The sequence below is a fragment of the Leptolyngbya sp. Cla-17 genome, assembly GCF_016807185.1.
GTDB lineage: Bacteria > Cyanobacteriota > Cyanobacteriia > Leptolyngbyales > Leptolyngbyaceae > ULC077BIN1.
Genome location: NZ_JAEVYN010000002.1, coordinates 1,572,887 through 1,598,242, shown reverse-complemented (window position 1 = coordinate 1,598,242; position 25,356 = coordinate 1,572,887). Strand labels below are relative to the sequence as shown.

The window sequence follows — 25,356 nt, the reverse complement described above, 5'->3', positions numbered from 1 at the left end:
AAGGGTGAGTTAACTCGTTATTAAAGATAGACTGAGAAGCAATGCAGTTGTTGCGGTCATCAATTTGGCACCTGACTCAATTACACAATGTTCAAGACTGCATGTGTCAAAATTGAAGTTCACTTATTTCAGAAGAGCGATCGCTTGTGATTGAGGTAGAAGTTCATCAGCAATTACGCGCCTTTCTGCGGCAGCAGGGTGAACCCTATTGGCACCATCATTTGACGATGGCGCGGTTGGTGGCACGAGCGCTGCGGTTGGGTCGAAGTGCGCTGATTCAAACTAGTGCGTTTTCTGGTTATCACGAGCGCTATCGTCTCAGCTACTTGGTGCCCATTTTAATGTGGCAAGCTCCGGTTGTAGTAGTAGCATCTGAAGCCGTTCAGCAGCGGTTACTCATGGTAGAAATTCCTCAGCTACGCCAGTGGATTCGCTTTCCTAAATCCATTCAAACGGGCGATCGCTTTCCCGCTGGAGATTTTCAAGGCTTGCTGCTGACGACTCCTGAAGCGTGGCTTAGCGATCGCCTCAATCCCCAAGGACGTTTTCCTCAGGGCATTCCCACCATTTTAGATGGTGCCGACGATTTGGAAAGCTGGGTGAGATCGCAGCTTACTCACCACCTCCAGCCCGCTGATTGGGATGCCCTCATGCTTGCTTGCCCCGAACAGCGCGATGTGATTCGGGATACGCGAGTGCAGTTGACTAAAGCCATCTTTCGGCGTCCTGCTAATCCTTACGATTGCTACTTAATTGAGCTGCTCGAACACGATTTGCTCCAAAGCTTTTTTCAAATTTTGTCGCCATCGATCTCAGCTACTTCCGAAACCCCTGTCGTCCCAGTTCATTTGCCCGCTCCATGGCAAGCATTTTGGGATGCCCTCCAGCGCCAAGAAGCTCTAACTTGGGCAACCTTGACCCGCCAGCAGGGTTCTTTTTCCCTTCATTGCGGTTTAGCAGATATATCAGCAAGGCTAGAGCCGATTTGGCAGCAACAACCGATTGTTCTGGTTGGCGGTGCCATAGACTTGGAAGCAGACGCAGCTATTTATCGTCAGCGTTTGGGTGTGGGTGATGTCACCTGTCTCAAGTTTTCCCCTGATCGCCAAGAAGAACTGATTCAGCTTTATTTGCCTGAAAAACTGCCCCTGCCCAACACTCCGCAGTTTCAAACGGCGTTAGTTCAAGAAATGCATACATTGCTCCGGGTTAGCTCTGGCACACCAGGGTTGACGGTTCTGTTGGTCGGCGATATGCCTCTGAAGGCACAAGTAGGCTCCCTTTTAGCAGGGGAATTTGGTTCAAGGGTTCAGGTCGAACGAACTTGCTTAGATGAGAATGGGGTGTTAGTCACGGGGTGGGATTTTTGGCGACAGCATCAGCAGGTGTTACCATCGCCCCACCTGTTGGCGATCGCTACACTGCCAATTCCCTCCCTTGAAGATCCGCTGGTTGCTGCACGAGTCAGTTATTACAAAAAATTGCGCCAGGATTGGTTTCGTTTATATTTGCTGCCTACTGCGTTAAGTGAACTTCAACGGGCGATCGCCCCAGTTCGCGAACGGCAAGGGGTGGTTGCCCTACTCGACAGCCGCGTCATTCATCGTAGCTATGGGCATCATGTGCTTGCAGCGATGAACCCGATGGCACGGATCAACTATGTTGATGCCAGCTTATTTTCTCGGTCAGACTATTCTGTTTTAGACTGAAAGTCTGAGACCAATCGTTTTAGACTGGATAGATAGAGTTGATAAACGGCTAACAGATCATGGGCGAAGCAAAACGACGGAAAGATAGCCTGGGCGAAGAATATGGACAATCCCCTAGAATTCTTCCTTGGCTACCTGTAACAAAAAATCAGGCAGGCGACTTTGTGAAATGGAGTAGTCGCGGAGCCTGGGGCGGAATTGTGCTACTGATTGCTTTGTGGCTAGGCGTTCGATTTATTGGTCCTGCTTTGGGCTGGTGGCAGGTCAATTAGCAGTTTGTAGGGGAGATATAACGACTGAGCTGACTACACTCCGCAGACCCTTGCATTCGTTAAACTTTTTTGGGAATGGCGATCGCACGGCTAGTACTACTGGCTCTATAGTGATTGGCTCCGTACTGATCGACATGTTGATAAATTGCCACAGGCGCAGTGATTCGGCAGGTAAAAAACTCTGTGGTAGCTCGATTATCTGGATAGATCAGCACCTTGGGCGATAGATCCTTGGGTGGAGTTGGCACTCGCCATTGCCAGTTTCGCTGAGTTGGCAATGCGTTGATGAAGCGATGATGTGACCAATCGCACGATTTTCCCAAAGCCCCTAGTTCTTTTAACTCGCGTCGCAAAATGGATGCAATCACAAACGATAGCGGTGAGCGATCGCCCGCTAGCGCCTCCATTACATCAGATAAAGATCCATTTGGCTGAGGAATTTGAAGTACATCTACGCCTACGGCACTCCCTTTAACCAGTGCTTTTTGAAGGTGCGCAGTGGTGCTAAGCATTTCTGGTACTGCCCAAACCATGCCCATGCCGTCCGTTCCCGATCGAAGTAAATAGGTGACTAGCCGGAGAGCAGATTTTAGCTTCAGTCCAGGCAATTTCATCAAAGCGTCTCCTGGATTGGCAGCACTAATAAACCATTGCCCATTACAGTTGGGGGTATAGGTTTCTAGCTCAGGCATTCCGCCTAGGCTAAACAAACTGCCTAAATCGCCGAGGGAGTCTGGCTCTGGCGGTTCATCATCGTTTATCCCAGACAGAGATCGCGGGTGATTTTCTGAATTTGGCAGCACCAAAGCGCTGACAATATGTTGACGAATTTTTTGACAAGTAGCGAGCGGGACCGTTTGAATAGGCATGGCAAAAAAGCGCCATTGAAACAACAGTGATGAACAAATAGGCAAACATGTTCATCTAATATTCCCAGTATGGTTCACCTGCTATCGATAAAATATTTCACGCTTTCAATACACTACTTCCAGAAGACTATTCATGGGTATTGCAAAATATCCTTCACATATCCTTCTCCATCTCTGCACCCTTCATCAATTGGGGATACACCAAGAGAAAAAATCCCATCCACGCCAGCACAGGTATGGCTACTATTGCCGTTATCCACATGCGATGGAACAGTCCCCAACTGCCTAGGATTAAGCTATTGCCCGTGAGTAAAATTGACCATGGCTGGCACCACCATGGCTTATAGCTCCACACCGTCGGCGGCTGGGTTGCTTGAGTTTTCGTAGGCTGAACTGTTTCTTCGGGTGTAATCATCTGAAATCCTTTTGTTCGGGCTGTTTAAGCAATTGTTTTTGGCGTTGTTTTTGGCTGAGAAGCCCCTACAATAAAGGGCATAAGTACATATACACAGGCACCTATAAATATGGCGAGTGGCGAATCTCAGGTGCAGAGTTCTTTGTCGGAACGGGAACTGCAAGTGATTGAATGGGTAGCCGCTGGCTTAACCAACCAGGAGATTGCCGAGAAACTAGAAATTAGCAAACGCACCGTAGATAACCACATCAGCAATATTCTGACCAAAACTGAAACAGACAACCGAGTTGCTTTAGTTCGCTGGGCGCTGCAATGGGGCAAGGTATGTCTAGATAATGTTAACTGTTGCGCATTGCCAGATGTAAACAATGGAAATGGCGCTGGTAATCACATAATGAATTAATAGTTTGAGCGATCGCCTTAGCCCGTTAAGTCTTTTCTAAAGGTTGCTTTAGTTACCCTCAAGTTCCTCTAATTTTTGCTTTCAGTCGCTAGATTAATGGTTTTAAAGTATCGTATCCGATTGGGTCAATTGCCTCTGGCAGTGTATCGAGAAGTTGCAGCTCATCTAAGACAGGTTGAAGGGGTGCAAACTGAGTTAGTCCCGCAGACATCTCAGCAGTTTGACTACACCTTGAGCCAAATCGATAGTTTGTGGATTCATTATCCTGATGACATATCGACAGCAGAACGAGTGAAGCAAATTTTGGCGTACTATAGCGATCGCTATGGTGCTTGGGAAACGGTTGAAACGGTTACTGCAACTCATGAACCTTCCCCAACTTAGAGTCCATCGTTATTTAACAATTATCTATCCGCATTTGACGCATCGTATTTGACGCACACTATGGGTTCCATTCAAGCAACACGCGGCACACGTGACATTTTGCCCGAAGAAATCCGTTATTGGCAGCAGATAGAGGCTGCCGCACGGGAAATTTTAGGCAGAGCCGCTTATCAAGAAATTCGCACACCGATTTTTGAACAAACCAATCTGTTTGAGCGCGGCATTGGTGAAGCAACGGATGTGGTGGGCAAGGAGATGTATACCTTCCAAGATCGGGGCGATCGCTCGATTACCCTACGCCCAGAAGGCACCGCCGGAGTGGTGCGATCGTTCATCGAACATAGCCTTAATGCGCAAGGCGGGGTTCAGCGGCTTTGGTACTGTGGCTCTATGTTCCGCTACGAACGCCCTCAAGCCGGACGACAGCGGCAATTTCACCAAATTGGCGTAGAAGTGTTAGGTAGTCCTTCCCCACGGGCAGATGTGGAAGTGATTGCCATTTTTGCCGATATTTTGCAGGCATTGGGGTTAAAAAACCTGGTGCTAAACCTCAACTCTATTGGAAATGCGAGCGATCGCCTCCAGTATCGAGAAGCGTTAGTCGCCTACCTGACACCCTACAAAAGCGATTTGGACGCTGACTCACAAGACCGCCTAACTCGCAATCCCCTACGGATTTTGGATAGCAAAGATGAGCGTACCCAAGCCATTCTGCTGAAGGCACCCAGCGTTTTAGATCACCTTAATCCTGATTCAAGTCACCGCTTTGAGCAAGTTCAGACCTTACTCACCGATTTAGAAATTCCGTTTCTGATTAACACTCGTTTAGTGCGCGGATTAGATTACTATACCCACACCGTGTTTGAAATTCAGTCGGCTGACCTAGGCGCACAAGCAACGGTGGGCGGAGGCGGACGGTATGACGGCTTAGTCACTGAGCTAGGCGGAGCCGACACTCCGGCGGTAGGTTGGGCGATCGGGATGGAGCGACTCGTCATCTTATTGCAGCAACTCCACAGTCTACCTGCTGCCAACGTAGATTTTTATCTGGTTTCTAAAGGAACACAAGCAGAAGGGCAAGCGGTTGTGTTGGCGCAAAAGCTACGACATGGTGGTTTTACGGTGGAATTAGATCTGAGTGGGAGCGCCTTTGGTAAACAGTTCAAGCGTGCCGATCGCAGCGGTGCCGCAGCCTGTCTGATTTTGGGCGATGATGAAGCCGCCAACCAAACGGTGCAGTTGAAGTGGCTGGCAACCGGAAACCAAGCGGCGATCGCCCAAACCCAACTTGTCGCCCAAACCGAAGAGTTGCGTCAGCAAATTCATGCTGCCAGAATTCTTCATTAACTTTTCTAACGGTTACCCTGTCGTTGTTTCAGCGCGTCCCCCTACAGACGTAGAATAAGCTCAATTCTTTTGTACTTGCTTTTTATAATTAAGGAAATTCACAATGGAAAATCTGATCAAACCTTACAATGGCGATCCCTTTCTTGGGCATCTGTCCACTCCGATCAGTGATTCCGATTTTACCAGAGCATTTATTGGTAACCTGCCAGCTTATCGCAAAGGGTTATCTCCGTTGCTGCGGGGTCTTGAAATCGGTTTAGCGCATGGCTACTTTATCATTGGACCTTGGGTTGTATTTGGACCTTTGCGCGACTCTGACGTTGCAGCGTTGGGGGGTCTAATCTCAGGGGGTGCCCTAATTTTGATCGCAACAGCTTGTTTGTCGATCTATGGATTGGCAACTTTCTCTGATGCCGATGACAATTCATCCAATAAGCTGCAATCGGCTGATGGCTGGAGCCAACTAACTGGTGGCTTTTTTATTGGCGCAATGGCTGCGGCGTTTGTAGCCTATTTCTTGCTACAAAACTTCTCCGTCGTCGATTCAATTTTCCGCGGCTTTGTCAACTAAAGTCGCACCATGATTGACTCAAAGATCTTCTCAAAATTTCTTTGAATAATGTTTGAACGCAACAAGTAAAAGTCTGGTAGATATATCTACCAGACTTTTTTATAGTCTACAGGCGAAACTTTTCGCGACCGCATTTTTTTGGAAACGCTGCATAAGTTGGCGATCTCGCTGGTCTTTCCTCTACTCTACGTGTGTGGACAGGATTCCAAAATGAGCCGTTTCAAAACTCTCAGAAATCATGGTAATTCGTGCCCTTGGTAAAGGCTTGAAGCCGAGCATCACCAAGCCTTTCATGGGTTGAATTGGTGTTTTGAGTCTGCGGCGACCTCAGACATTGACTCAAGCAGCTTTACTCAAAAAACACCTTGTTTTTGTCCCGACAGATTACTCTTCTTTGCCAACGACCTTATCTTTAAATGATTTTCCAGCGCTAAATGCTGGAACTTTTGTGGCTGGAATTTTGATGGGTTCCCCAGTGGAGGGGTTACGCCCTTCCCGCGCTTGGCGATCGCGGGCTTCAAATGTGCCAAAGCCGACTAACGTTACTTTATCTCCGCCAGCGACGGTGTCTAGAATGACATCCAACATTGCGGAAAGCACAATGTCAGCATCTTTTTTAGTGACACTTGCTTTTTCAGCAATTTTATCGACGAGTTCACCTTTATTCATATCCCAAAATCCTTAGAATGACTGCTGTGATTATACTTCAGGGCTTTGAAAGTGCAACAATTTTGCTGATCTCTGTGAGTACTTTAGCTGGTTAAACGGTTTGAATGATTCATCAAACCGTTACTTAGAAAGGATTCTAGCCAATGATACGGATTTTTCTTAAACGCAACATAGCTTTATAGAAATAGGTGTTTTAGCATTCTATTAAGAATCTTTTGAAGCATTGAAAACGCTCAAAAAAATAGCTTTTCCCCATTTCTTATTTATTTAATCAAAGTAGATCGATCACTGGGGTAAGAGTTTCAGTTAATGCTGCAAAATGTCTATCAAAAAGTCGGTCAAACCCGCCGGATCAATCTCTTGAAAAACTTTGGTATGAACAATATCAAACTTTGCGCCAATGCGCGATCGCAAATCATCATCCAAGGCAGATAGAAAGCCTCTGGCAATCAGGTCGTCCCCAATATGAGCGAAGCCAATTCCTAATTCGTTATCTGAATCGAGAGCATCCGCAGCATGAGCGATCGCCTTCGCAATTTTCATTCGATCCAACGGCTCACCATCAATCAGCACGATTATGATGGCTCCATTTTGCTTCGTCAGCTTAGCAGCCTTGCGGGTAAAGTAATCATCTAGAGCCAACTGCAATCCATCTAACAAAGAAAGGTTCTCTGGCGGGTAGTTCTCCTGAAAAATTTGGTCTAGCTGGGCTGGACTCACCTGCTCGTATCGTTTGAATGCACCCTGCGGGTAATTACTGGAAGACATGTAAATTGTAATTCCATCGGGGTCGTGCTCTTCGCACTTTTGCGCCAATGCCACAATTGCAGAGTGAGCCGCCGCCCAACGATTTTCATAGCCTGGAGGCATGGTAGAAATACTGGCAGTCGTTTTTGCGACAATGAGGGTGTAGTCGCGGTTTTCTAGCAAAGTATTGAGCATAGAAGTGTTTTCCTCAGAGCAGTGCAAAACGAAAGCCAGAAATCAGTGTATTTTAGACTGGCTCTTGGCTTTCAAATTCTAGATTTTCTGGCGCGCCGCTTCGGAATAGGCTTTCACTGAAAGCGCGATTTCTATCAGGATCAGCCTTGTGGCATCTCGGGTGCCTGCAATACTTTGGCATCAAATAGTTGAGCCATTGAGTTAGAGGAAGCCTGTTCAGCCAATCCAGGGCGTTGATCGCGCAGACGTGCCGTTAGCTCGATCGTCTTCGCATCATAAATCTGGGTCAAGAGTTTAGGATAAAAGCCAATACCAATGATGGGTACTAATAGGCAAGCGATGATAAATACCTCACGAGGCTCCGCATCCACCAGTTCTTCGTGAGCAGTTAGTTCTTTATTTTCAGGACCAAAGAAAATTTCCCGTAGGTTAGAAAGCAAATAAATCGGTGTGAGAATCAAACCCACCGCAGCTAGAAAAACCACAATCACTCGGAACGGCACACTGTAGGCATCACTGGTGGCAAAGCCGACAAACACCATCAGTTCTGCGACAAAGCCACTCATTCCTGGCAATGCAAGTGATGCCATGGAGCAAACTGTGAACATGGCAAAAATCTTCTTCATCTTTTGCCCGACCCCGCCCATTTCATCCAGCATTAGGGTATGAGTGCGATCGTAGGTAGCTCCCACCAAGAAGAAGAGGCTGGCTCCAATCAATCCGTGAGATACCATTTGCAGCACTGCTCCGCTTAACCCCAAATCGGTGAAGGATGAGATTCCAATAATCACAAAGCCCATGTGAGAAATGGATGAGTAAGCAATTTTTCGTTTCAGATTGCGCTGAGCAAAGGACGTGAGGGCAGCGTAGATAATATTCACCGTGCCTAAGACGACCAACACGGGCGCAAATACGGCATGGGCACCTGGCAGCATTTCGACATTCATGCGAATCAGAGCATAGCCGCCCATTTTTAGCAAAATGCCAGCCAGCAGCATGTGAACGGGCGCAGTGGCCTCACCATGGGCATCGGGCAGCCAGGTGTGTAGGGGAATAATTGGCAGTTTGACAGCATAGGCGACTAAAAAGGCGGCATACATCCACAGTTGGAAGTTGAGCGCCATGTCTTTTGCTGCTAGCGATCGCATGTCAAAGGTGACCGTATCACCATAAAAGGCCATTGCCAGGGCTGCAACCAAAATAAATAAAGAACTGCCAGCCGTATAAAGAATAAATTTTGTAGCTGCGTATTGGCGCTTTTTGCCGCCCCAAATCGAGAGCAGTAGGTAAATTGGAATTAACTCCAATTCCCAGGTGAGGAAGAAAAGCAGTAGATCTTGCACTGCAAACACTGCAATTTGACCGCCATACATTACCAGCAGCAGGAAGTAGAATAGGCGCGGCTTTAAAGTGACGGGCCAGGCAGCCAGGGTTGCCAGGGTGGTGATAAAACCAGTTAAAATGACCAGCGGCATGGATATGCCATCAACCCCAACTGACCAGCGCAGGTCGATTTGAGAAATCCAAGAATAGCTCTCGACTAATTGCAGTTCCGAACTGGAAAAGTCATAGAAACTGCCAAACATGTAAACAATGACAGCAAAATCAATCAATCCCACAATCAAGGCATACCAGCGAATGGTTTTGCCATCTTTATCGGGAATGAAGGGAATCAGGAGAGAGGCTGCGATCGGAAAGAGAATAATGAACGTCAGCCAGGGAAAATTCTCAGTCAACATTGTGATATAGCCGTTCTGTTTTGTTGTTGGTAACTTAACTGGAGAATCAAGATCTTTCGGAACGGTGAGGTTGAAGTCTCTTGCGTAAGGGCTTAGCATTCGGCATTCAGCCGCCGATTGAGTCGCAAGGTGATTGCCCGTAGCTGGCTTTCCGGAAGATATGCCAAGCCCTTACAGGAATCTGATAACTCAAGGAACAATTTGCAGGTGGGTTTATTGGATCACATTAAAGTAACCGACCTACGAAGTTGCTCCAGAGAAAATTACCAGTCCCAGCACGGCTGCAAACACAACCAATGCATAAAACTGGGCGCGACCATTTTCCAGGTATTTTAGGGTTTCGCCTGTCAGCAAGGTCACCAAACCAGTTAAGTTGACCACCCCATCCACAACTTTAGAGTCCACTTCCAATACCTGCCGAGCCAAACGGCGACTACCTAACACAAAGACATTGGAGTAAATATCGTCTATGTACCACTTGTTTTTGGAGAGACTATAAAGTGCAGGAATTTTTTCAGCGATCGCAGAGGGGTTAATTTTACGAGAAAAGTACATCAGCGATGCCAGTGTTAGCCCAATCAACCCAATCCCAACGGAACTACCACCCATGACTAAAAACTCAGTCAACTCCTCTTTGGGCAAGGCGTGAAATCCAGGTTCCAGCGTCTCCACGACCTCTCCGGGCGCATGGATGAACGCTTCAAAATAGTTGTTGAACGGTGTGCCCACCAATCCAATGAGCGCTGAAGGAATTGCCAGAATCACTAGCGGTAAAGCCATTGTCCAAGGAGACTCATGAGGAGTGCTGCCATGCGCATCGTGGCTGTGAGCATCGTGAACGTCAGGCTTAGCCATCGTCAACTCTTTAGGGTTCATCGCACCGGGACCAAAATTCAGCCCCACGGCTAGCAATTGTTCCGCATCGATTTGATTCAACACCGCTTTGTCTTTGCCACGAAACTCTCCCTCAAACGTAAGAAAATACATGCGGAACATGTAAAAAGCGGTGATTCCTGCTGTTAACCAGCCTACGAGCCAAAGAGCCGGATTAGCCGCAAAGGTTAATCCCAAAATTTCATCCTTTGACCAAAAACCAGCAAAGGGAGGGATACCAGAGATCGCTAAAACACCGATAAAAAAGGTGCTGGCGGTAATCGGCATGAACTTTCGCAATCCGCCCATCAAGCGCATATCTTGAGCGTAGGCGGCATTATGACCCACCACAGATTCCATGCCATGGATAACCGAACCTGATCCCAAAAACATCATGGCTTTGAAGTAAGCATGGGTCATCAGGTGAAATAATCCGGCACTATAGCCACCCACACCCATTGCCATAACCATGTAGCCCAATTGAGACATGGTGGAGTAAGCCAAGCCCTTCTTAATATCCATTTGGGTAATGGCGATCGTGGCTCCTAAAAAGGCAGTGACTCCACCCGTCCAAGCAATCACTGTCATTGCTGCGGGAATGTGTTCAAAGACGGGGAACATCCGAGCGATTAAAAACACACCTGCTGCCACCATGGTTGCGGCATGAATCAATGCAGAGATGGGGGTGGGACCTTCCATGGCATCGGGCAGCCATACATGTAGGGGAAACTGTGCCGATTTTGCTACAGGACCCAGAAACACGAGGATAGCAAGCAAAGCCGCTAATCCACCGTTGAGGGAACCGGATTGCACTAAATCTTGGAGGCGATCGCCAATCACTTCAAAATCAAAGCTACGAGTTGCCCAATATAGACCGAGAATCCCCAGCAGCAGCCCAAAGTCACCGACTCGGTTTACCACAAATGCCTTCTGACACGCATCTGCGGCGGCTTTGCGATCGTACCAAAAACCAATAAGCAAGTAGGAACACATCCCTACTAGCTCCCAAAATATATAAATCTGTACCAAGTTCGGACTGATCACCAAACCCAGCATGGACGAGCTAAATAGACTTAAATAAGCATAGAACCGCACATAGCCTGCATCATGAGCCATGTACCCATCGGTGTAAACCATGACCAGAAAAGCAACCGTGGTCACAATCACCAACATCAGGGCAGTCAGGTGATCAATGGTGTAACCCATATTGAGATGAAAATCACCCGCCGCCGCCCATTCAATCATCTGGGTATAAGGAGCATGCCCATTCAACTGGCTCCACAACAGCCCAAAGGAGAGCGTCATTGCGGTTCCAATCATGAACACAACAAAGCCAGCCGAAACCTGACGCAGCCTACTTGTTAACTTGCTAAAAGAAATAAGACCTAAACCGATAATCGTAGCGGCTGCCAATGGCAACACGGGAATCAGCCAAGCGTATTGATATATCGTTTCCATTCCTTATGTCCATGTAGAGTTCTTCACCAGTTTGGAAAAACCGTTTACATTGTGACACAAGCTCACAGATAAACTGTCAAGAGTAAACACAAGATTTCAGCATCCGCAGGATGATACCGTTTTGAGTTTTGTTCGTGTAGGGTTTTCGCAGGACATATTTTGAGTTGCAAGGCAAAAAAGTATTCGCCTTCAGAAAATCATTTGGCGCGTTTCAACTTCAAGCTGTATGGACATTAATCATTTGCAGCCTGGTTGGTACCATTCTCTTCTACAAAAGGAGAATCGAATCTTATTAATCAACTCTCTGGCAGCTTTCTGATAACTTTCTGGCAACGGCAATCATCGCGCGTTTTTTGCCCATGGGATCAAGTGCAAAGGTTTCAAACGCGATACAAATCTGTTTTTTCCATAGCATCCACCCATTAAACTGCCTAAATGAGGCTTGATCACTTGTGTTGAGAATTTAGGTTTGATACATTCAGTCCAATCCTCTCAGGCAGTTGAGTCATGAAGATTCTTCACGGCACCTGGATTCCCACAGAAAAAACAGACTTCATTCAAACGGGCGCATTTTATTTGTGGGTAGAAACTACGGAGGAACCGCGTAAACGCAGCAAGACAGTCTCCCCGCATCCTCGGCAGCTTTCTGGAAAAAGTTTGGCAGAATTCTTAGCGACTGAATTGGGGATTAAACCCGGCGCTACGACGACACGCCAACCGCCGCAACTGGAGATTTCGCCCCAATATTTTCTCTTGCCCACTACGCAGGATCAACCGCTCCCATCCCTAGAACTGGCGCGCTATTTGGAAACAGAGCTACCAGAAACCTTCGATTGGCAGTATTGGCAGGTTGATTGTTACAAAACGACGGCACGGGTTAAAACCGACTCATTTCACTATGCGTCGGTAAATAACGTGATTAAGCTGCTGAATGAATTACACTTTCTGACGCTGCACCAAGTGGCAGATGTGCAGTTGGGCGCTGACCTTCTGTTTTGGTATCACTACACGCAGACGTTTAAGCAGGTGATTTGGCGCGATCGCTACATTCCAGCGCTGAAATATCGATCGCTTTCCGCCCAGAAAACTTCCCCTGTTGCCAAATCCACCGCTAAATCTACGGCTAAATCCACTTCTACCCGCGCCAAAAAAGCCACAACCGCCAGCACTCCAACCCCAACACCCGATTTTGAACTCTATGCCGCCTGGGAAATTTTATCGGAGCAATATGAAGCCGAGATTGAGCAGTATGCAGAAGTGATGCCGTTGGTGTGCGCTGCCGGATTTACTACTCCACCGGATCAACCCACTCTGCATGATAAAGCGACCTTGCTCCGCCACTTTTCAGAATGCCTATTGACAGAACTGGTGACTCATTCGCCCTCAACAGCGGCATTTGATAAAAAAGTTGCAGATTCCCTGTTAGAACTTTGCCTGTCGCCCCAACACAGCACCACACCGAACCGGGCAGCAGAAACTCTAGAGTGGTATCAGCAGTGGAAAACTTGGCGCGATCGCATTCATCGCAGCCAAGCCGAAATGCCTTTTCATCTATGTTTTCAGTTAAAGTCACCCGATAAACCAGAGGAATCCTGGATTTTAGAGTTTCAGGTTGCCGCCAAGCACGATCCCTCGCTGCGAATTGCTTTGCTAGACTACTGGCGAATGCGATCGCCCCAACAAAAGCAGTTTCACAAAGAATTTGGCAAAGATTTTGAGCAAGTGCTGTTGATGAACCTGGGCTACGCTGCCCGCATTTATTCAGCTTTGTGGGCAGGGCTGGATACCGACCAACCGATCTCGATCACGCTGACCGCCGATGACGCGGCAACTTTTCTCAAAGAAACCGCCTGGGTGTTAGAAGAAGCAGGTTACAAGGTGATCGTGCCTGCCTGGTGGACTCCCAAAGGTTGGCAGCGAGCCAAAATTCGCCTCAAAGCCAGCGGACGTAAAATCGGCGGTAACAACAAAAGCAAAAGTTATTTTTCCTTCGACACGCTGGTGGATTATCAATATGAACTGTCCATTGGCGGGGAAGCCGTAAGTGAGCGGGAATGGCAGCAGTTAGTCAATGCAAAATCCTCGCTGGTGCAGTTTCGGGGGCAATGGATGGAACTAGACCCCGATAAAATGCAGCAAATGCTGGAGTTCTGGAAAAAACACAAGCAAGAACACCCTGAAATGGGCTTGCTGGACTTTATGAAGTTGACGGCAACGGGGGAAGATGGCTTTGAGTTTGAGGTGGATCATGATCAAACACTGGCAGAGATGCTGTCGCGACTGAATGATAAAAGCGCTTTGGAAGTGTTGCCAGAACCGCAACCGTTTAATGGCATCTTGCGGGAGTATCAAAAACGGGGCGTTTCCTGGCTGAACTATCTCGAAAGTTTGGGGCTAAATGGCTGTTTGGCAGATGACATGGGCATGGGCAAATCGGCGCAGGTCATTGCTCGCTTGGTGCAGGAGCGCCAAGATGGTGAGAAGATGCCGACGTTGCTGATTGCGCCCACTTCCGTGGTCGGCAATTGGCAGAAGGAGATTGAAAAGTTTGCGCCGCAGTTGCGATCGCACATTCACCACGGTAGCGATCGCGTTCAAGAGGGAGCAGCATTCAACGCGATCGTCCAGAATTGCGATGTATTAATCACCTCATTTACCTTAGTGCGGAGAGATGAAAAACTGCTAGGGGATATGCAGTGGCACCGGATTGTAATTGATGAAGCGCAAAATATTAAAAATCCGAAAGCTGCCCAAACTAAAGCAATCTTGAAACTTTCAGCCGCTCATCGACTCGCCTTAACAGGCACTCCCGTTGAAAATCGCTTGCTCGATCTTTGGTCAATCTTTAATTTTCTCAATCCAGGCTACTTAGGAAAAGAAGCTTACTTTCGCAAGTCATTTGAAATTCCCATCCAAAAAAATAATCAAGTGACTCGCTCGGCAGTGTTGAGAAAATTGGTTGAGCCATTCATTTTACGACGGGTAAAAACCGATCCAGCCATTATTCAAGACTTGCCCGACAAAGTAGAACAAAATCTATTTTGCAACCTAACAAAAGAGCAAGCATCGCTCTATGAAGCAACCGTTAAAGACGTGGAACGAAAACTGAATGAAGCGGAGGGAATTCAGCGGAAAGGGTTGATTCTAGCAACGCTGCTGAAGTTGAAACAGATTTGCAATCATCCACGGCAATTTTTGCAAGATAATAGCGAATTTACACCAGAGCGATCGCACAAGCTAGAGCGTCTCACTGAAATGGCTGCTGAAGCAATGGAATTAGGCGAAAGTATGCTGATATTCACTCAATTTACCGAAATTGGGGAGGCACTCGAAAAATATCTGCGTCATCTTCACTACAAAACTTACTACCTGCACGGCGGCACCAATCGGGTAAAACGAGAGCAGATGATTGCCGACTTTCAAGATCCCGAAACGGAACCCTCAGTATTCATCCTGTCTTTAAAGGCAGGTGGGGTTGGCATTACGCTAACGAAAGCGAATCACGTATTTCATTTCGATCGCTGGTGGAATCCTGCCGTGGAAAATCAGGCAACTGATCGCGCTTTTCGGATTGGGCAAAAGAAGAATGTGTTTGTCCATAAATTCGTCGCCATTGGCACCTTAGAAGAGCGGATTGATCAGATGATTGAAGACAAGAAAAAACTGGCTGGGGCGATCGTCGGGTCTGATGAATCTTGGCTAACGGAACTTGATAATGAATCGTTTAAACAACTGATCGCACTCAATCGAAAAGCCGTGATGGAATAAATCGTTATGCCTACTTTTAGCCGTACCTGGTGGGGAAAGAAATTTATCGATGCCCTGGAATCATTCACCGATTCAGGTCGCCTCAGTCGGGGTCGTTCTTATGCTCGTGGTAACAAGGTCAAAAGCTTTGAGATTGAGGATGGTATCGTCGAAGCGCAAGTGCGGGGCAGCGTTAATCCTTACTACGGAGTTTACAAAGAGCCGCTGTACACAACAGTGGTAGAGATTCAGCCGATTAGCGCCGCAAAATGGGCAGCCGCGATCGCCCTGATTGCCTCCAAAGCGAGCTATATCTCCAAACTGCTGCTCAACGAAATGCCGGACACGATTGAAGATGCCTTTCTTACCCTGGGGTTAAATTTGCTGCCCCGTAAGCGATCTGAATTTAAAACAAGCTGCTCCTGTCCAGATTATGGTGACCCTTGTAAACATGTGGCGGGGGTTTGTTATTTGCTTGCTGTCGAATTCGATCGCGACCCGTTTCTGATGTTTGAACTGCGTGGACTCTCTAAAGCAGCACTGCAAGCAGAACTCGCAAAATCTCCCCTCGGCATCGCCCTTTCAGCAGAACTTTCCACACAGGCAACCGATCCTGCGCCCGTCGAGTCTTACTACACGCAGCCCAAAACGATTACCCTTCCGCCTGACACCAGCCTGAAGGAATTTTGGCAAAGTCCCAAACGCTTTTCCACTCCAGAACCGTCCACCCAAGTCACAGTGCCAGCAATTTTGATTAAAAAGCAGGGTGATGCGCCCGCCTTTTGGCGTAAAGATGCTTCCTTCATTGCCACGATGGAAGAACTGTATGAACGGGTTAAAACCAAAAATCGGGATGTTCTTGATTAGAGATATTGAGCAATCGCTCAGAGAACATGAGAAAGCGATCTCATTCTTAGCCCTAATGAGTGGACTAGCTCATTAAAGAATTGCTTGAAAATGATTTAGAAACAAACTTGTTTAATTCTGTCCACAAAACTTCCCGCTTATAAATGCCTTCCATCCGGTGATGTAACTTTCCATCTTCAAAGAAGAGCAAAGTTGGCAAGGTTGTGATTCGATAATGACTCGCTAGCTTCAAATTCTCATCAGCGTTGATCCCCACCAATTTGAGCGAACTGCCGCACTCGGCTTGAAACCGAGACAGGATAGATTCAATCACTCGACAAGGACCGCACCAGGGAGCACCGAAATGCACCAAAACGGGAGAAGAGGAATCTAGAATTTCTTGCTCAAAGGATTGTTTTCCCATTTTTCTAGCTTTTATTTATTAATGAAATGTTGTTTCTAAAAATGCTTGGGATCATCCTACCAGTCTATGCTGCCTGTCGCGCTAATCATTATTGAGTGTGCCCACCAAAGAAGGAGAACAAACGCAGCAACGCCTAAATAAGAAATTCGCAAAAATTCCTCTAATTTAAGCGTTTGCTTACCCTGCGCGATCGCTCCAAACGGGATCACTGAAGTTCTGGCTTTGACTGTTTCAAACGCTGAGCCATAGCGAGCCAGCAGGCGGCGATCGCCGTGCCATACGCCGAATAAGTGGTGCAACACCAGCCCAATTGAGGTGATAATCGTAAACGTCGTCCCTAGCCACAGGGTGTGAGCAACGCACCAAATTACCTGCCCCACCATTTGCGGATGGCGAGTAATGCGAATGATCCCCGTTTCGTAGAGATGAACCTCAGGCTTTTGGATCGCTGCAATTTCTAACAGGTTGAATGTGGCAGGATAAAGAAATAGAAATGAAATTGCTGACAGACTCCAAACAATGGGCTGCACTCCGGCAACGCCTTGCACTTGCCAAAGTTGCAATCCATCGTAGCGATGATTAATGAAATAAATAATTAGCACCGCAGCTAGCGGCAAACTCACGAGTGCAAAAACCACACGGTACAGTCGTGCGCCAACTCTCTTTTCCGCCCAAGGACGCAGTGCCGCCAATCCGCTATGGGCGATCGCAAACATCACTAGCAAACCCAGCATGATGAAGTGACTGGGCGTTAACCAACTGAAGGACATTAGGGATCAAAACTAGAGGATAGGGATCAGTGTACAAGACCCACCCAGTCGCGATCGCTTAAATTGGGCGATCGCCTATCTTATGTCTCAGATATCAAAAGTAGGCTATCTCACTTGTAGCAAAAAAAATTGTCTGGCTTTGTGCACTATTTCTTTAATAACTGCTCTCGCAACTTTAAGGCATGAGCCAGACTAAGAACATCATGTGCCCATTCGGGCAATATCAAGGTCATGATAATTTCCTCGATGCTATTGATTAGGCACAACCCGATCGCTCCCCATATTGCTGCTGTCCAGCCATAGCCAAACAAACCCACCACGGCAACGACTAAAGAAATGCCCCAAACTTTAGCGGTATAGGTATGGAAGCTAGGAAACTTACCGAATTTGATCAGACTGACGATAAACAGCATGAGTTGAAATGTGATCGCGACTAGAAAGGGCGTTTGAAACACGAGGATAACCGTTGGATAGACCAGCCATGTGCTGACCGCAACGCAGAGATATAAACTAATATCCGCCCAGCTATCTGCCTGCCGCAGTTCGACTGTGCTGACTTTTAATTTGCGAGCAATGATGCCATCAAAAATATCCGATAGAACCGCGATCACATAGCCTATGAGGAAGCCAACATCTGTTTTGCCATCAAGCGCTTCTAGTAGCAGCAAAGGGGCGATCGCAAACCGCAAACCGACCAGCATCCAGGGAATATTTGCCAACTTCAAGCTGCTCACCTATCAAAGAATCTTTTGAAGCGACACGGCTATAACCTTAATGGTTGCTTGTCACGACTCCTATAATTCTGAAACTGCACACTTGTTTTTGCAACAGAGGCGATCCTTACTGGAACCTACCACATCAAAGTGGATATTCTTCATGGAGCTTGATTAAAGCAGCGTTGTGCGATATCGGTGGCGGGTAATGGCTTGCTAAACAAATAGCCTTGCATCGCATCACAACCAATGGATCGTAAGAATTTCTGCTGTTCTACCGTTTCTACTCCTTCGGCAATTACGTCCAAATCTAATCCATGACCCAAGGTAACGATCGCCTGGATCAGGGCAGCATCTTTGACACTCGTCGTTGAGTCTTTAACAAACTCTCGATCTATCTTGAGCGTGTGCAAAGGAAAGCGTTTGAGGGTCGCCAGTGAAGAGTATCCTGTCCCAAAATCGTCAATCGAAATATGCACACCCATTGCTCGCAGTTCATTTAATATTGCGGTCGTGACATGAATATCCTGCATGGCAATGCTTTCAGTGATTTCGACCTCCAAATATCGTGCAGCCAAACCCGTCTCTGCAAGCACCCGATTAATTAATTGAGCAAGGTTTTGACGCTGAAACTGTCGTGCTGAAAGGTTAACTGCAACCCGAATAGGGGGATATCCTGCGTCTTGCCATGCCTGGTTTTGGGCACATGCCGTATGCAGCACCCATTCCCCAATCGCTACAATTTGTCCGGTTTCTTCTGCTAGAGAAATAAATTGGTTTGGTGGAATCAGCCCTCGTTCTGGATGCTGCCAACGAACTAAAGCCTCTGTTCCTACAACTTGCCCCGTTTTAAGATCTACTTGTGGCTGATAATGCAGAAAAAACTCATTTCGATTTAGCGCTTTGTACAGATCATTCGCTAACACGAGTTGCTCTAGCGCCTGAGTATTCATATCCGCAGCATAGAGTTGAAAATTATTCTTACCCTGTTGCTTTGCTCGATACATAGCGGTGTCGGCATTTTTCAGCAATGTTTCCACGTCTTCACCATCATAAGGAGCGAGGGCAATACCAATACTCGTTGTAACGTGGAACTCTTGCTCTCCAAAATCAAAGGGAGCTTGGAGAGTTCTAATAATACGGGCAGCGATTTTGATTGCGTCATTGGCAGAGCAAACTTGAGGCAATATTAATGTGAACTCATCGCCACCCCAACGGGCAATGGTATCGCTTTTCTTGAGGCACTCAGCAATCCGATGAGAGACTCGTTGCAGCAGTTGATCACCAATTGTGTGCCCTAAAGTATCGTTAATTACCTTAAAGCGATCAAGATCAAGAAACATCACCGCCAGCATTTCGCCCTGCTGATGAGCATAAGCTAACGCCAGAGACAGCCGCTCATCAAATAAAAGCCGATTCGGTAGTCCAGTTAGGCGATCATGAGACGCTTGATGGCGAATCATATCCTCAACTCGTCGCTGCATCACTGCCATATATAGATGCGTACCCAGTGCTTGGGCTAGCTTAATCTCATCGGCAGTCCATTCTTGTGCCAGTCCTTTTTTGACTTCTCGCCACATTTCAAATGATTGCCGTGGGCGTATATTCCGCTCATCTTCGTTCCATTGTCCTGCCCAAAGGATTTCTGTATCAACTTCTTGGCGAAAAACGCTTAAGCAGCCGATACATTGCTGTCGATATTGCAACGGCACGATCAAAATAGAGCGAATGGTCGTGGTTTCAAAGGCAGGCGCTAGAAACTGAAGCTGGGGATTTTTGTAGAGATCATGAATGCTATGAAACTGTGGTGTTGTAGTGGGCTGATCAAATAGAGTATCGTCATATCGTTCTGATTTTTCCGAGAGAATATCGCAATACTCCAGCGGTTTCCCAGCAGAGACTCCCATCACTTGTTGCCAAAATTGGCTCTCTTCGATTCGTGCAAGGGTAGGCTGTGCGCCAGATGTATATAGTTGGGGCGCATTACCACTAATGTCTGCATTGATATAAAGTCTTCCACCATTTCCCTTAAGGGCTTTGACCGTCTCTTCTAACACCGATTGGCGAATTTTAACAACATCGTAAGGGGCGTGAAGCAGGCGACTAATGTGATTAATCGTTGTTTCGTAACAAAGTTGTTGACGTGCGTGGCTTAAAAGATTGGCTTGAGCAATGGCGATCGACACCTGATCAACTAAAAGCTGCACCACTTGCAACTGATCTTGAGAGTATTGACGGGGTTCTGCATGATGTGACACTAACAGACCCCAAAGCTGATTGTGATACAAAATGGGAACGACAAGCGACGAACAAACCCCCATGGCTGCAAGATATTCTGCATGGCAGGCATCCACAGGCGCATAGCGGATATGTTCTGTGCCTAAGCTTGCCCCTGTTTGTGGATCATCCAGGTGGCTAATCGTTTTACGTTGTGAGGTAACATCGACAATCACCCGTGAACGAGCTTTGATAAATAGGGTACGAGCTTGAGCAGGAATATCACTTGCAGGAAAATTAAGACCCTTTAGAGAAGGTAAACGATTTCCACTCATGGCTTCAGCAACCACTTCACCATTACCATCTGAATGAAAGCGATAGATTTTGACCCGATCAGTGTCAAGAAACGCACGAGTTTCGATTGCCGTCGCACTTAAAATTTCTTGCAGTTCAAGCGATTGCCGAATGCGATTAGTAATGCGATTAAGTGCACCTTGATAGTTAAAGGTTAGTGGAGACGGCTGAGTCCGATTCATGCGTTTCATAGCGGCACTACTTCTGTAAATGATTAAAACCTTTTCCTCAAAATACCCGATTAATGTGACGAACTATACTTACAGAAGGGAAATGCCTATTAGATACACTTAAGTTCAAGAAAGGTTACAGTTCGTGAATATAAGGAAGCTAGGTTCGCATTGGCAGAATTCATAGCCGTTTTGGGGCATCTCACCAATTCTGTATCTTACTAATTTTTACTATTGAAGCTTGCGCCAATTCTATCAGTAACTAGAAAGCTTAGCTCTGGCAAGCTCAGGCTTTTAGCCTGCAAAAGTAGTACATGAGTCTTAATTAAAGTTGCAAAGCAACCAAATTATTGCGATACACTAAGGAAGTTTTCTTAGAGAGTTTTGAATGGCACGATCAAACGGGGGAAAAGCTGAACGGCTTGTGTTAGAGTCACCTGCGATCGCAGACCTTGAAGACACAGAAGTATCCGCAGGTTTATCCGAAGCAAATATTGAAGACACAGAAGTATCCGCAGATTCATCCGAACCTATTGTCGAAACTCAATTAGCGGATGCTCAGGCAACAGATATTCAAACTATCGATGACTGTTTGAATGCGCTTAAAGCATTGCTAAACACAGTCGAAAAACTTCAGAAAGTGCGCCTTGAAGTAGGTGATGTTAAGCCCTTCCTGATCAGGATGCTAGACGGAGAGGTAATGTCGGGGGAAGACTTAGAACAGCTCAAAACTGGAGTCGGCGGTTTGTCTCGCTTAATCCGGGCTTACACTGATCACCAAACTGCTCTAGTCAAAGCACAGCCTGCAAGAGATCTTTTAGACCAAGTGTTGACTCATTCATCACTCAATCACCCACCACAAAACTAGCGCGATCGCTGGGTGAATTATGCAGTGAGAATCGCTTTCATAGTCACTAAAGCAGCAGGTGGAAGTTAGGGCGATTTTACAATCGCTGAAGTCACATAGAAAAAGAGATTTAAGGTGGTATGCTAGAAAAGCACAAATTCTGGCGGTGCCACTTTGCTATGACAGAATTTGATGTTGGGAGACAATTTTCATTCAGGCTATGAATGCACAGCAGTAGGAGATTGGAGAACTGTGGCTAAGAAGGATGGAACGCAAGTAGAACAACCTGCATCAAACGGCTTTAACGCTAGCGTTTTTCTTCAAGAAACAAAAGAAGAATTCGACAAGGTAGTTTGGCCTAGTCGGCAACAACTCATCAGCGAATCATTAGCTGTCATTCTTATGGTAGTCCTCTCTACAACAATGATCTATTTAGTTGATAACTTCTTTGGTTGGGCAGCTAGGCAGGTGTTTAGATGACTTTTACATCAGATGAATCCTCCCGTGTCACTCAGTTTAATAATCACAATACCGAGGAAAGCGAGGGTTCTTCAGGCTCTCAGTCATCTTCATCTCGCTGGTACGCAGTCCAAGTTGCTTCAGGCTGCGAAAAAAGAGTCAAAGCCAATTTAGAGCAACGTATTCAAACTTTAGATGTTGTAGAGAAAATCCTACAAGTCGAAATTCCTCAAACTCCTGCTGTTAGGATTCGTAAAGACGGAAGCCGTCAAAATACAGAAGAGAAGGTTTTTCCTGGGTATGTGTTGATCCGTGTCACGCGATCTTGGAACAACGATCTTCAGCAATGGGAGATGGATGATGAAGCATGGCTAGTCGTTAAGAACACCCCCAATGTTATTAATTTTGTAGGGGCAGAACAGAGACGACCGGGTCGAGGCAGAGGGCATGTAAAACCAATGCCATTGAGTCCTTCAGAAGTTGAACGGATCTTCAAGCAGACTCAAGAGCAAGAGCCAGTTGTTAAAATCGATATGGCACCAGGCGACAAGATTTTAGTTCTTTCGGGTCCCTTTAAGGACTTTGAAGGTGAGGTGATTGAGGTCAGCCCAGAGCGCAGCAAGCTAAAAGCGTTGCTGTCAATCTTCGGGCGTGACACCCCAGTGGAATTAGAGTTTAATCAAGTTCAAAAGCAGAGTTAACTAATGGCAAAAAAGGTTGTTGCAATGATTAAGTTGGCGCTTCCAGCAGGAAAAGCCAATCCCGCTCCCCCAGTTGGTCCTGCTCTTGGTCAGCACGGAGTCAACATTATGATGTTTTGCAAAGAATATAATGCTAAAACGGCGGATCAGCCTGGCATGATTATTCCGGTTGAGATTTCAGTGTTTGAGGATCGAAGCTTCACGTTTATTCTCAAAACGCCTCCTGCTTCTACTCTAATTAAGAAGGCGGCAGGTGTTGAGACTGGTTCTGGCGAACCAAACCGTAAAAAAGTTGGTTCGATTACGCGATCGCAGCTACAAGAAATAGCTAAGACCAAGATGCCTGATTTAAATGCCAACGACATTGAAGCAGCAATGCGAATTGTAGAAGGCACTGCTCGTAATATGGGCGTAACTGTTCAAGACTAGTTCACATTAGCGGGGGAGAGAAATATTCTCGTCAGCACCCCAGGAGATAAAAATGGGTAAGATTTCAAGACGATTACGAGAATTGCAGGCGAAAATTGAGGATCGTTCATACACCCCTCTAGAAGCGCTGCAACTTTTAAAGGAAACAGCGACAGCAAAATTCCCTGAATCTGCAGAAGCGCATATTCGCTTAGGAATCGATCCAAAGTATGCAGATCAGCAGCTTCGGACTACTGTGGCTCTTCCTAAGGGAACAGGTCAAGTCGTGCGAGTTGCAGTGATTGCTCGTGGTGAAAAAGTGAATGAGGCGACTGTTGCAGGTGCGGATGTTGCAGGTTCTGAGGAACTGATTGAGGACATCCAGAAGGGCATGATGGATTTTGATCTACTCATTGCTACACCCGATATGATGCCCAAAGTTGCCAAACTGGGTAAGCTATTGGGTCCTCGCGGTTTAATGCCTTCTCCCAAGGGTGGAACCGTAACCTTCGATTTGGCTCAGGCGATCGCTGAATTTAAAGCAGGTAAGCTAGAATTTCGTGCCGATAGGACTGGAATCGTTCATGTCTTGTTTGGAAAGGCAGGATTCACAGAGGAAGATTTACTCATCAACTTGAAAGCCCTTCAAGAAACCATTGATCGAAATCGTCCTTCTGGTGCGAAAGGGCGATATTGGCGTACAATGTATGTCTCTTCTACAATGGGACCTTCCATTGAAGTCGATATTAGCGCGCTGCGTGATCTAAAGCTTGGAGAAGCTGCTTAACAAGCATTATCTACAATTGAATCGTGCGAAACCAAAGACAGCAGGTGTTACCACTTAATCCCCTGCCGAGGCGTTAGTTAACTTTCACTACTAGTGTTACCCAACAAAAGTATTTGAACGCTCTGCAAAACCCCGGCTTACAGTCGGGGTTTTTGGTTTAATAGTACGCTCAACAAGCAAGTCAACTTTTCAAACACCCACTTAAAGGAGGTGAGAACGAATGGGTAGAACCCTAGAGGATAAGAAGGAAATTGTCGCAGAACTTCAGGCAACGCTGAGTCAATCTCAGCTTGCAGTTGTGATTGACTTTAAAGGTTTGTCAGTAGCTGAAATTACTGATTTACGTCAACGTTTGTTGCCAACCGGAGCAGTCTGTAAGGTTGCAAAGAATACATTGATGCGGATTGCGATCTCAGGTGACCCAACTTGGGAACCTATGACTCCGCTCTTGAAGGATTCTTCTGCGCTTCTCTTAATTAAAGAGGATGTAAGCGGTGCTTTAAAGGCATACCAAGAGTTCCAGAGAGTATCCAAAAAAACTGAGTTGCGCGGTGGCGCAATGGAAGGTCGCGCTCTGTCACAGGCAGATGTGAAGGCGATCGCGGATCTACCTTCCAAGGAACAGCTTATTGCTCAAATTGCTGGCGCTATCAATGGCGTGGCAACCAAGTTGGCGGTAAGCATCAACCAGGTTCCATCCGGTTTGGCTCGTGCAATTCAAGCAGTTGCCGACAAAGACAAAGAAGCAGCATAAGGAAAGTTTTGAATTAGTTGACATTCACAATTCAAACTTCCTTTCCCGTCAGCAAAGTATTAACAATCAAAATCAAGGAGATCAAAATGTCTGTAGTTACCGATGAAATCTTGGAAAAATTGAAGACTCTAAGCTTGTTAGAAGCATCTGAGCTAGTTAAACAGATTGAAGAAGCTTTTGGGGTAAGCGCGGCGGCTCCAGTTGGCGGTGGCATGATGATGGCTGCTCCTGGTGCTGCAGCACCGGCTGAAGAAGTGGAAGAGAAAACCGAATTTGACGTAGTTTTGGAAGAATTCCCTGCTGATAAGAAGATTGCTATCCTAAAGATTGTACGAACCTTGACTGGTCTGGGTTTGAAGGAAGCAAAGGACTTAGTAGAAGCCGCTCCTAAAGCAGTCAAAGAAGCGATCGCGAAAGAAGCTGCCGAAGACGCTAAGAAGCAGCTTGAAGAAGCAGGTGCCAAGGTTTCGATTAAGTAGGAATCTTACTCCAACTTTCAATAAGTAGA

General features: G+C 46.6%; 25 protein-coding genes and 1 other annotated feature. Of the genes, 15 read left to right on the top strand and 10 right to left on the bottom strand.

Annotated elements, in window-relative coordinates; genetic code table 11:
• Window positions 1–146: 146 nt before the first annotated feature.
• Window positions 147–1,709 (top strand): helicase C-terminal domain-containing protein, encoded by a 1,563-nt coding sequence (locus tag JOY44_RS18485; protein WP_171575049.1) that lies wholly within the window; start codon window positions 147–149, stop codon window positions 1,707–1,709.
• Between the two features lie 59 nt (window positions 1,710–1,768).
• The gene (locus tag JOY44_RS18480) at window positions 1,769–1,981 is read left to right on the top strand and encodes a DUF2839 domain-containing protein (protein ID WP_171575048.1); all 213 of its coding nucleotides are present in this window, start codon (window positions 1,769–1,771) and stop codon (window positions 1,979–1,981) included.
• Window positions 1,982–2,040: 59 nt separating this feature from the next.
• Here JOY44_RS18480 and JOY44_RS18475 read toward each other — a convergent pair whose 3' ends face one another.
• Both JOY44_RS18475 and JOY44_RS18470 read right to left on the bottom strand, forming a co-directional pair.
• On the bottom strand, window positions 2,041–2,850 hold the full coding sequence (locus tag JOY44_RS18475; protein WP_171575047.1) for a hypothetical protein: 810 nt from the start codon (window positions 2,848–2,850) through the stop codon (window positions 2,041–2,043).
• 154 nt (window positions 2,851–3,004) lie between these two features.
• A complete protein-coding gene (locus JOY44_RS18470; protein ID WP_171575046.1) occupies window positions 3,005–3,265 on the bottom strand; it encodes a DUF6737 family protein in 261 nt (86 codons plus the stop codon).
• Window positions 3,266–3,374: 109 nt separating this feature from the next.
• Between JOY44_RS18470 and JOY44_RS18465 the strand changes: the two genes are divergently transcribed.
• The 4 genes from JOY44_RS18465 (at window position 3,375) to JOY44_RS18450 (ending at window position 5,970) form a co-directional block, all read left to right on the top strand.
• Entirely contained in the window at window positions 3,375–3,668 is a 294-nt protein-coding gene (locus tag JOY44_RS18465) for a helix-turn-helix domain-containing protein (protein ID WP_171575045.1), read from the top strand.
• Between the two features lie 96 nt (window positions 3,669–3,764).
• Complete coding sequence (locus JOY44_RS18460) at window positions 3,765–4,052, top strand: hypothetical protein (protein WP_171575044.1); 288 nt, start codon at window positions 3,765–3,767, stop codon at window positions 4,050–4,052.
• A gap of 60 nt (window positions 4,053–4,112) precedes the next feature.
• The gene (gene hisS, locus JOY44_RS18455; RefSeq protein WP_171575043.1) at window positions 4,113–5,399 is read left to right on the top strand and encodes a histidine--tRNA ligase; all 1,287 of its coding nucleotides are present in this window, start codon (window positions 4,113–4,115) and stop codon (window positions 5,397–5,399) included.
• 103 nt (window positions 5,400–5,502) lie between these two features.
• The gene (locus tag JOY44_RS18450) at window positions 5,503–5,970 is read left to right on the top strand and encodes a photosystem I reaction center protein subunit XI (RefSeq protein ID WP_171575042.1); all 468 of its coding nucleotides are present in this window, start codon (window positions 5,503–5,505) and stop codon (window positions 5,968–5,970) included.
• A 384-nt stretch (window positions 5,971–6,354) separates the two neighbouring features.
• Here JOY44_RS18450 and JOY44_RS18445 read toward each other — a convergent pair whose 3' ends face one another.
• The 4 genes from JOY44_RS18445 to JOY44_RS18430 form a co-directional block, all read right to left on the bottom strand.
• Window positions 6,355–6,639: an HU family DNA-binding protein gene (locus JOY44_RS18445; RefSeq protein WP_171575041.1), complete on the bottom strand. Its 285-nt coding sequence runs from the start codon at window positions 6,637–6,639 to the stop codon at window positions 6,355–6,357.
• Between the two features lie 306 nt (window positions 6,640–6,945).
• On the bottom strand, window positions 6,946–7,581 hold the full coding sequence (locus JOY44_RS18440; protein WP_171575040.1) for a hypothetical protein: 636 nt from the start codon (window positions 7,579–7,581) through the stop codon (window positions 6,946–6,948).
• A 140-nt stretch (window positions 7,582–7,721) separates the two neighbouring features.
• The gene (gene ndhD1 / locus JOY44_RS18435; RefSeq protein ID WP_171576103.1) at window positions 7,722–9,320 is read right to left on the bottom strand and encodes a photosynthetic/respiratory NAD(P)H-quinone oxidoreductase subunit D1; all 1,599 of its coding nucleotides are present in this window, start codon (window positions 9,318–9,320) and stop codon (window positions 7,722–7,724) included.
• Window positions 9,321–9,560: 240 nt separating this feature from the next.
• A complete protein-coding gene (locus tag JOY44_RS18430; RefSeq protein ID WP_171575039.1) occupies window positions 9,561–11,651 on the bottom strand; it encodes an NAD(P)H-quinone oxidoreductase subunit 5 in 2,091 nt (696 codons plus the stop codon).
• Between the two features lie 507 nt (window positions 11,652–12,158).
• Here JOY44_RS18430 and JOY44_RS18425 point away from each other — a divergent pair.
• Both JOY44_RS18425 and JOY44_RS18420 read left to right on the top strand, forming a co-directional pair.
• Window positions 12,159–15,419 carry a DEAD/DEAH box helicase gene (locus tag JOY44_RS18425; RefSeq protein WP_171575038.1) on the top strand — a complete coding sequence of 1,087 codons (3,261 nt, stop codon included), beginning with the start codon at window positions 12,159–12,161 and terminating at the stop codon, window positions 15,417–15,419.
• Between the two features lie 6 nt (window positions 15,420–15,425).
• A complete protein-coding gene (locus JOY44_RS18420; RefSeq protein ID WP_171575037.1) occupies window positions 15,426–16,265 on the top strand; it encodes an SWIM zinc finger family protein in 840 nt (279 codons plus the stop codon).
• A gap of 64 nt (window positions 16,266–16,329) precedes the next feature.
• Here JOY44_RS18420 and JOY44_RS18415 read toward each other — a convergent pair whose 3' ends face one another.
• The 4 genes from JOY44_RS18415 to JOY44_RS18400 form a co-directional block, all read right to left on the bottom strand.
• Window positions 16,330–16,668 (bottom strand): thioredoxin family protein, encoded by a 339-nt coding sequence (locus tag JOY44_RS18415; RefSeq protein WP_171575036.1) that lies wholly within the window; start codon window positions 16,666–16,668, stop codon window positions 16,330–16,332.
• Between the two features lie 56 nt (window positions 16,669–16,724).
• Window positions 16,725–17,438: an NnrU family protein gene (locus JOY44_RS18410; RefSeq protein WP_171575035.1), complete on the bottom strand. Its 714-nt coding sequence runs from the start codon at window positions 17,436–17,438 to the stop codon at window positions 16,725–16,727.
• Between the two features lie 146 nt (window positions 17,439–17,584).
• A complete protein-coding gene (locus tag JOY44_RS18405; protein ID WP_242541804.1) occupies window positions 17,585–18,163 on the bottom strand; it encodes a CDP-alcohol phosphatidyltransferase family protein in 579 nt (192 codons plus the stop codon).
• A gap of 149 nt (window positions 18,164–18,312) precedes the next feature.
• Window positions 18,313–20,913: an EAL domain-containing protein gene (locus tag JOY44_RS18400; protein ID WP_197985556.1), complete on the bottom strand. Its 2,601-nt coding sequence runs from the start codon at window positions 20,911–20,913 to the stop codon at window positions 18,313–18,315.
• Window positions 20,914–21,280: 367 nt separating this feature from the next.
• Between JOY44_RS18400 and JOY44_RS18395 the strand changes: the two genes are divergently transcribed.
• The 7 genes from JOY44_RS18395 to rplL all read left to right on the top strand — a co-directional run bounded on the left by JOY44_RS18395 (window position 21,281) and on the right by rplL (window position 25,327).
• Window positions 21,281–21,760, top strand: a complete 480-nt coding sequence (locus JOY44_RS18395) for a hypothetical protein (protein WP_171575034.1) — start codon at window positions 21,281–21,283, stop codon at window positions 21,758–21,760.
• 231 nt (window positions 21,761–21,991) lie between these two features.
• Window positions 21,992–22,219, top strand: a complete 228-nt coding sequence (gene secE, locus JOY44_RS18390; protein WP_171576100.1) for a preprotein translocase subunit SecE — start codon at window positions 21,992–21,994, stop codon at window positions 22,217–22,219.
• Window positions 22,216–22,899 (top strand): transcription termination/antitermination protein NusG, encoded by a 684-nt coding sequence (gene nusG / locus JOY44_RS18385; protein ID WP_171575033.1) that lies wholly within the window; start codon window positions 22,216–22,218, stop codon window positions 22,897–22,899. Before secE ends, nusG begins: the two co-directional genes overlap by 4 nt.
• A 3-nt stretch (window positions 22,900–22,902) precedes the next feature.
• Window positions 22,903–23,328: a 50S ribosomal protein L11 gene (gene rplK / locus JOY44_RS18380; protein WP_171575032.1), complete on the top strand. Its 426-nt coding sequence runs from the start codon at window positions 22,903–22,905 to the stop codon at window positions 23,326–23,328.
• Window positions 23,329–23,380: 52 nt separating this feature from the next.
• Window positions 23,381–24,094 carry a 50S ribosomal protein L1 gene (gene rplA / locus JOY44_RS18375; RefSeq protein ID WP_171575031.1) on the top strand — a complete coding sequence of 238 codons (714 nt, stop codon included), beginning with the start codon at window positions 23,381–23,383 and terminating at the stop codon, window positions 24,092–24,094.
• 13 nt (window positions 24,095–24,107) lie between these two features.
• Window positions 24,108–24,258, top strand: a sequence feature (ribosomal protein L10 leader region).
• A 56-nt stretch (window positions 24,259–24,314) separates the two neighbouring features.
• Complete coding sequence (rplJ, locus tag JOY44_RS18370; RefSeq protein ID WP_171575030.1) at window positions 24,315–24,848, top strand: 50S ribosomal protein L10; 534 nt, start codon at window positions 24,315–24,317, stop codon at window positions 24,846–24,848.
• 86 nt (window positions 24,849–24,934) lie between these two features.
• On the top strand, window positions 24,935–25,327 hold the full coding sequence (rplL, locus tag JOY44_RS18365; protein WP_171575029.1) for a 50S ribosomal protein L7/L12: 393 nt from the start codon (window positions 24,935–24,937) through the stop codon (window positions 25,325–25,327).
• Window positions 25,328–25,356: the final 29 nt, after the last annotated feature.